General features: G+C 61.5%; 6 protein-coding genes and 1 pseudogene. 4 read left to right on the top strand and 3 right to left on the bottom strand.

The genetic code is table 11. From position 1 onward, the window contains the following. The 3 genes from BMH52_RS21055 to gap all read right to left on the bottom strand — a co-directional run. On the bottom strand, window positions 1-422 hold a 422-nt coding region (locus tag BMH52_RS21055), incomplete at its 3' end, for a DUF4880 domain-containing protein (RefSeq protein ID WP_143192543.1). Between the two features lie 74 nt (window positions 423-496). After that, on the bottom strand, window positions 497-1,015 hold the full coding sequence (locus BMH52_RS21050; protein ID WP_003193922.1) for an RNA polymerase sigma factor: 519 nt from the start codon (window positions 1,013-1,015) through the stop codon (window positions 497-499). A 141-nt stretch (window positions 1,016-1,156) separates the two neighbouring features. Then, complete coding sequence (gap, locus tag BMH52_RS21045; protein ID WP_003193921.1) at window positions 1,157-2,158, bottom strand: type I glyceraldehyde-3-phosphate dehydrogenase; 1,002 nt, start codon at window positions 2,156-2,158, stop codon at window positions 1,157-1,159. Window positions 2,159-2,379: 221 nt separating this feature from the next. Here gap and edd point away from each other — a divergent pair, with 221 nt between their 5' ends. The 4 genes and pseudogenes from edd (at window position 2,380) to BMH52_RS21025 (ending at window position 7,447) form a co-directional block, all read left to right on the top strand. After that, window positions 2,380-4,206 (top strand): phosphogluconate dehydratase, encoded by a 1,827-nt coding sequence (edd, locus tag BMH52_RS21040; RefSeq protein ID WP_014719752.1) that lies wholly within the window; start codon window positions 2,380-2,382, stop codon window positions 4,204-4,206. Next, the gene (locus BMH52_RS21035; protein WP_073844965.1) at window positions 4,203-5,084 is read left to right on the top strand and encodes a glucokinase; all 882 of its coding nucleotides are present in this window, start codon (window positions 4,203-4,205) and stop codon (window positions 5,082-5,084) included. Before edd ends, BMH52_RS21035 begins: the two co-directional genes overlap by 4 nt. A gap of 180 nt (window positions 5,085-5,264) precedes the next feature. Continuing rightward, window positions 5,265-5,988: pseudogene (locus BMH52_RS21030) on the top strand (response regulator). After that, on the top strand, window positions 5,978-7,447 hold the full coding sequence (locus BMH52_RS21025; protein WP_014719750.1) for an ATP-binding protein: 1,470 nt from the start codon (window positions 5,978-5,980) through the stop codon (window positions 7,445-7,447). The pseudogene BMH52_RS21030 and the gene BMH52_RS21025 overlap by 11 nt, the downstream one beginning before the upstream one ends. Window positions 7,448-7,664 lie beyond the last annotated feature (217 nt).

Raw genomic sequence — 7,664 nt, 5'->3', positions numbered from 1 at the left:
GTGTTCAGCAGCACCTTGGAGCCATCGTCCAGTTGCAGGCGCTGGCGCTCGCCCACCACCGTCAGATGGTCGGCCTGCAAACGCACCGGCAGGTTGCTGAAACTGAACAGGCCGACCAGTAACACGGCGGCGGTGGCCAGGGGTTTCCAGTGCGGTCTGATCCGGCGCCAGCCGCTGGGCTTGCGCGGTGCGGCGAGGGCCACGGCGGCGCTGTGTACCGGCGCGCCACCCCAAGCGGCCTGGGCCTTGCTGAAGGCGTGGACATGCGCCGGGTCCTGGGCCAGCCAGGCGTCGAACGCGGCCTGCTGCCCAGGTTGCGGGCACTGCAAGGCGATCAGCCAATCGAGGGCTTGGTCCATGGCCGCGTCTTGCAACACCTCATGAGCCAACGCATGGGGGCGCAGTTTATTCGGGTCCGTCACGGTGTTCCTCGGGTCTTCGCCACGTTTTATTCATTTTTCCTACAGCTTGGATCGACACCTCTGTCGGGTGAAGCTTAAGGCTGATCCAGCCGTTCGGCCACACCCACACAGATAGCCATGATCAATTTGAGTTCCTTTTGCACCGTGCTCAAGGACACGCCCAATTGATCGGCAATCTCTTGGTAGCTGCAACCGTGCAGGCGGCTGAGGATGAAAATCCGCTGCTGGCGGGCGCTCAACTGGCCGAGGCTGACACTCAGGTGCTCCAGCAGCTGCTCTGCCTGGGTAGCTTCCTCCGGCGTGCTGGCCGGCGCGGCGACGCTTTGCAGGACATCCAGCGGGACATCCTCCTGCAGGGTACGCGCCTGAATCCTGCGCGAACGCAAGTGATCCAGCGCCAGGTTGCGGGCTGTCTGGTAGACAAAGGGTTCAAGGTGGTCGATTGGCCGCTCGCTCAGGGCCCGAGTCACGCGCAGGTAGGTTTCCTGCAACAGGTCCTCGGCAGTGCTGTGGTTATGCACCATGCGTTGCAGAGTTCGTAGCAGGATCACCCGTTGGGTGAGGAAGACGTGGTTGAAGCGAGATTGGCTCACAGTGATACCAGACCGATTTGCAGTGAATGATAATGCTTATCATCAACTGAAATGGCAAGTGGCACTTTGAGATGCCTTGGAGATTGTGCCGCTCGTTCCCATGCTCTGCGGGGTGGGAACGATCTGGTCGATCTTGTGGAGTTACTCGGCGTTACACAACGCCAGGCAGTTATCCAGCATACGGTTGGAGAAGCCCCACTCGTTGTCATACCACGCGAGCACTTTGAGCAATTTGCCGCTGACCTTGGTGTGATTAGCGTCGAAGATCGACGACAGCGGGTTATGGTTGAAGTCGCTGGAAACCAGCGGCAGGGTGTTGTAGCCGAGGATCTTCGAATGCTGGCTGGCGTGTTTGAGCAGGGCGTTGACTTCATCGGCCGTGGCTTCTTTCTTCAACTGCACGGTGAGGTCCACCAGCGACACGTTGATCACCGGTACACGCACCGCCATGCCGGTCAGCTTGCCTGCCAGTTCCGGCAGCACCAGGCCCACCGCTTCAGCGGCGCCGGTCTTGCTCGGGATCATGTTCTGGGTGGCCGAACGCGCGCGGTACGGGTCGGTGTGGTACACGTCGGTGAGGTTCTGGTCGTTGGTGTAGGCGTGAATAGTGGTCATCAGCCCGCTTTCGATGCCCAGCTCGCGATGCAGCACCTGGGCGACGGGCGCCAGGCAGTTGGTGGTGCACGATGCGTTGGAAATGATCTGGTGGGATTGACGCAAAATGTCATGGTTTACCCCGTAGACCACAGTCGCGTCCGCGCCTTTGGCCGGGGCGGAGATGATCACCTTGCGCGCGCCAGCGCTAATATGCGCGGCAGCTTTGTCACGGTCGGTGAACAGGCCGGTGCATTCGAACACCACGTCAATCTTGTGCGCAGCCCACGGCAGGTCGGCGGGGTTGCGAATGGCACTCACGGCAATCCGGTCACCATTGACGGTCAGGCTTTCCTGATCGTGGGCAACCTCTGCGTCGAAAGTGCCGTGTACGGTGTCGTACTTGAGCAGATGGGCATTGATCGAACTGTCGCCCAAATCGTTGATGGCGACGATCTGCAGATCCTGGCGATAGCCTTGGGTATACAGTGCGCGCAGGACATTACGGCCGATACGGCCAAAACCATTGATTGCGATTCGAAGAGTCATCGGAAAGTGCCTGTCGTCGATTTGTTGTAAGAATTACAAGATTATTCGCATAAAAATAGAAAACAAGCCTTTTTAGTGGCAATATTTTGTTCAATCTACAACGAGTGACCTGAATCAACTGGTCCGATGATCCAAACGACCCCCTGCCATCCCATGAGCCGTGGGCGTTTGATCAGCATAGACTCTCAGGTCGCCACATCCGTTAGCCTGGAGTTCTATACATGCATCCCCGCGTTCTTGAGGTCACCGAACGGCTTATCGCCCGCAGCCGCGCCACCCGCGAGGCTTACCTTGCGCTCATTCGCGGCGCAGCCAGCGACGGTCCGATGCGCGGCAAGCTGCAATGCGCCAACTTCGCCCACGGCGTGGCCGGTTGCGGCACCGAAGACAAAAATAGCCTGCGCATGATGAATGCCGCCAACGTTGCAATTGTTTCTTCTTATAACGACATGCTCTCGGCGCATCAGCCCTACGAGCATTTCCCCGAACAAATCAAAAAGGCTCTGCGCGAAGTCGGCTCGGTCGGCCAGTTCGCCGGCGGCACCCCCGCCATGTGCGACGGCGTGACCCAGGGCGAGCCGGGCATGGAACTGAGCCTGCTCAGCCGTGAAGTCATTGCCATGTCCACGGCGGTAGCGCTGTCCCACAACATGTTCGACGCCGCGCTGATGCTGGGCATCTGCGACAAGATTGTTCCTGGCCTGATGATGGGCGCGCTGCGCTACGGCCACCTGCCGATGATTTTCGTGCCAGGCGGGCCGATGCCCTCGGGTATCTCCAACAAGCAGAAGGCCGATGTGCGCCAGCGCTATGCCGAAGGCAAGGCCAGCCGCGAAGAACTGCTGGAATCGGAGATGAAGTCCTACCACAGCCCCGGCACCTGCACTTTCTACGGCACCGCCAACACCAACCAGTTGCTGATGGAAGTCATGGGCCTGCACTTGCCTGGCGCTTCGTTCGTCAACCCGTACACGCCCCTGCGGGATGCGTTGACCCGTGAAGCTGCGCACCAGGTCACGCGTTTGACCAAGGCCAATGGCAACTTCACGCCGATTGGCGAGATTGTCGACGAGAAGTCCATCGTCAACTCCATCGTTGCGCTCAACGCCACTGGCGGCTCCACCAACCACACCCTGCACATGCCGGCCATTGCCATGTCGGCAGGCATCATCCTGACCTGGCAGGACATGGCCGACCTCTCCGAGGTGGTGCCGACCCTGTCCCACGTGTATCCAAATGGCAAGGCTGACATCAACCACTTCCAGGCGGCGGGCGGTATGTCGTTCCTGATCCGCGAACTGCTGGAAGCCGGCCTGCTCCACGAAGACGTCAACACCGTGGCCGGCAAGGGCCTGAGCCGCTATATCCAGGAACCTTTCCTGGTGGATGGCGAACTGGTCTGGCGCGACGGCCCGATCGAAAGCCTCGACGAAACCATCCTGCGCCCGGTGGCCCGTGCGTTCTCGCCGGAAGGCGGCTTGCGCGTGATGGAAGGCAACCTTGGCCGTGGCGTGATGAAGGTTTCGGCGGTAGCGCCGGAGCATCAGGTTGTCGAAGCGCCCGCGGTGGTGTTCCAGGACCAGCAGGACCTTGCCGATGCCTTCAAGGCTGGCCTGTTGGAAAAAGACTTTGTCGCGGTGATGCGCTTCCAGGGGCCGCGCTCCAACGGCATGCCGGAACTGCACAAGATGACCCCGTTCTTGGGCGTGTTGCAGGACCGTGGTTTCAAGGTGGCGCTGGTGACAGATGGGCGAATGTCCGGCGCGTCGGGTAAGATCCCTGCCGCGATCCACGTCAACCCCGAAGCCCAGAGCGGCGGGCCGCTGGCGCGGGTCCAGGATGGCGATATCATCCGTGTGGATGGCGTTACCGGCACCCTGGAGCTTAAGGTGGACGCCGAAGTATTTGCAGCGCGCACGCCTGCCACGGGCCTGTTGGGCAATAACGTGGGAGCCGGTCGCGAGCTGTTTGCATTCATGCGCTTGGCCGCAAGCTCCGCAGAGCAGGGCGCCAGCGCCTTTACCTCTGCCTTGGAGACGCTTAAGTGAAGCTTGCGCTGGTCGGTGACATCGGGGGGACTAACGCCCGTTTTGCGTTATGGCGGGATCAGGAACTGCATTCGATCCGCGTGCATGCCACGGCGGATCACGGCAGCCCTGAAGAGGCGATCAAGGTCTATCTCAAAGAGGAAGGCCTGGAAATCGGCGACATCGGTGCGGTGTGCCTGTCGGTGGCCGGGCCGGTGAGCGGCGATGAATTCAAGTTCACCAACAACCACTGGCGCCTGAGCAAAACCCGGTTCAAGCCCGGCGAATTCCGCGTGGTCTGCGAAGGCACGCCGGAGCCCTTGCGCCCGGCCGTGGTGATCGGCCCAGGTACGGGTCTTGGTGTCGGCACCTTGCTGGACCTCGGCGCAGGCCGTTGGGCAGCATTGCCGGGGGAGGGTGGGCATGTCGACCTGCCCCTGAGCAGCCCACGGGAAACCCAGCTGTGGCAACACATCTACAGCGAGATCGGGCATGTCAGCGCCGAAACCGCGTTAAGCGGTGGCGGCCTGCCACGGCTGTACCGGGCGATTTGTGCGGTGGATGGGCATGAGCCGGTGCTCGACACCCCCGAAGCCATCACGGCGGCGGGCCTGGCCGGCGATCCGGTGGCGATGGAAGTATTGGACCAGTTCAGCATCTGGCTGGGCCGGGTGGCGGGCAATAACGTCTTGACCACCGGTGGACGCGGTGGCGTGTACATCGTGGGTGGGGTGATACCGAGGTTTGCCGACTTCTTTATCGCCAGTGGTTTCGCCAAAAGCTTCGCGGATAAAGGCTGCATGAGCGACTACTTCAAAGGTATTCCAGTGTGGTTGGTGACGGCGCCGTATTCCGGGCTGACTGGGGCGGGTGTGGCGCTTGAGCAAGCTTTTGCATAGGTCATAATGGCGCCATCGCAGGCAAGCCAGCTCCCACCGTCTGGAATGCATTCCAAGTGTGAGGCAAGCCAGCTCCCATAGTCTGGAATGCATTCCAAGTGTTGGAGCTGGCTTGCCTGCGATGACGGCCTAAAGCGCACCCGATGATTTAAGCCAGGCCATAACAACAAGGAGGCCCCCGTGAGCGTAATCAGTAAATCCATTCTCCTCGTCGACGACGACCAGGAAATCCGCGAATTGCTGCAAACCTACCTCAGTCGCGCCGGCTTCCAGGTCCGTGGCGTGTCCGACGGTGCGGGGTTCCGCCAGGCAATGAACGAGGCGCCGTGCGACCTGGTCATCCTCGATGTCATGTTGCCAGACGAAGACGGCTTCAGCCTGTGCCGCTGGATTCGCCAGCACCCGCGCCAGGCGCAGGTGCCGACCATCAGGTCCGCCGCAGGCTCCCGCGTGGTCGGCCTGGTGGCTGGGCGCCGATGACTATATCGGCAAGCCGTTCAGCCCCCGCGAGTTGCAGGCGCGTATCAAGGCACTGCTGCGCCGCTGCCAATTCGGCCAGGAGCGCAGCAGCGGCGGTGATGTGTGGGTGTTCGATGAATGGCGCCTGGATATGATCAGCCACCGCTTGTTTCATGTGGATGGTGAAGAGGTGATCCTCTCCGGTGCCGACTTCGCCTTGCTCAAGTTGTTTCTCGACCACCCGCAACAGATCCTCGACCGCGACACCATCGGCAACGCCACCCGTGGCCGCGACCTCATGCCCTTGGACCGTATCGTCGACATGGCCGTCAGCCGCTTGCGCCAGCGCCTGCGCGACACCGAGAAACCTCCGCGGCTGATCCGCACCGTGCGCGGCAGCGGCTATCAACTGGCAGCCAGCGTGGTTGCCGGCAATGCCCACTGAAGCGCTGAACGAACGCCGTCGCCGCTTCCCGGTACCCCGCTCGCTGCTGGGGCGCATGTTACTGCTGACCTTACTGGCGGTGCTGTTCGCCCAGGCGCTGTCCAGCGTGATCTGGGTGTCGCAATTGCGCGCCACCCAGCTTGAGGGCTTGGTCACCAGCGCCCGCAGCCTAGCGCATTCAATGACTGCCAGCGTGAGTTACTTCCGGTCGCTGCCGGTGGCCTATCGCCCGTTGGTGCTGGACCAATTGCGCAGCATGGGCGGCACGCGTTTTGTGGTGACCCTCAATGATCGCCCGCTGGACATGCAGCTATTGCCCGAAACCCCACGCAAGCAGGCGGTGCTGGTGGCTGTGGATGAAGTGCTGCGCCAGACCCTGGGTGCCGACGTGCATATCTCGGTGGAGTTCGTCAGCGCCGAAGACCTGCGCATCTTCAATGCCGGCCTGAAGCTCGACGAACTGCCACGCTCCTGGGCCCATTACGCGTTGACCCTGGAGCCGGTGAACCCGCCGGTGCTGGTCACCCAGATCCAACTGGCACCCGGTGAATGGCTGTACATCGCCTCGCTATTGCCCGAGCCCTACACCAGCCTGGAAGAGCAAGGCCTGCCGTCCCAGCAGGTGTGGTTCATCGTGCTCACCAGCGGTTTTCTGCTGCTGTTCATCGGCCTGCTGGTGCACTGGCAAAGCCGACCGCTCAAGCGCCTGGCGCGAGCGGCGCGGGACATGTCCCTGGGCGCCGATGTGGAGCCGGTGGCTGAAGGCGGCGGCAGTGAAGTGGTGGAAGTGGGCCGTGCGTTCAATGCCATGCGTGAACGCATCAGCCGTTACCTGACCGAGCGCAGCCAGTTGTTCAGCGCGATTTCCCATGACCTGCGCACACCCATCACCCGCCTGCGCCTGCGCGTGGAATTGCTGGAGGACGAGAACCTGCAAAACAAATTCGGCCGTGACCTGGATGAACTTGAATTGCTGGTCAAGGGCGCGTTGCAATGCGTGAAAGACACCGACATCCACGAAAACATCCAGCCGGTGGACCTCAACCACGTCCTCGAATGCCTGGTGGAGCCATACCTGGCCCCCCATGGCAATGGCCGAGTGACCCTCGATGGCGCGGCGCTGTCAGCCTACCCAGGCAAGCCGCTGGCGCTCAAGCGTTGCATCGGCAACCTGATCGACAACGCGCTGAAGTACGGGCAGAACGCGCATTTGCATATCGAGGACGATGGCGCGCAGTTCATTCTGCATGTGGATGACGAGGGGCCTGGTGTGCCGCAGCAGCGGCTGGAACAGGTATTTGAACCGCACTTTCGACTGGCCGGTCAGCAGCAGGGTTACGGGCTGGGGTTGGGCATTGCGCGCAATATTGCCCATAGCCATGGGGGCGAAGTGAGTTTGCAGAACCTGCGCGAAGGCGGCCTGCGCGTCACCCTGCAACTACCAAGAACCTTGGACTAACAAACACCTGAGATCAAATGTGGGAGCTGGCTTGCCTGCGATAGCGGTGGTTCAGTTGACTCATTAGTGACTGACACACCGCCATCGCAGGCAAGCCAGCTCCCACATGTTGCTCTGCGTACATCAGATGCTCTGGCGCAACCGGGCCAGGTCGCGCAGCGGCGGCGCACCGAACAACCGGCTGTACTCCCGGCTGAACTGGGACGGGCTTTCATAC

The organism is Pseudomonas sp. BTN1 (assembly GCF_001907715.1).
In the GTDB taxonomy this organism is placed as follows: domain Bacteria; phylum Pseudomonadota; class Gammaproteobacteria; order Pseudomonadales; family Pseudomonadaceae; genus Aquipseudomonas; species Aquipseudomonas paracarnis.
The sequence above is the reverse complement of the archived record's forward strand: the minus strand, read 5'-3'. Positions and strand labels throughout refer to the sequence as shown.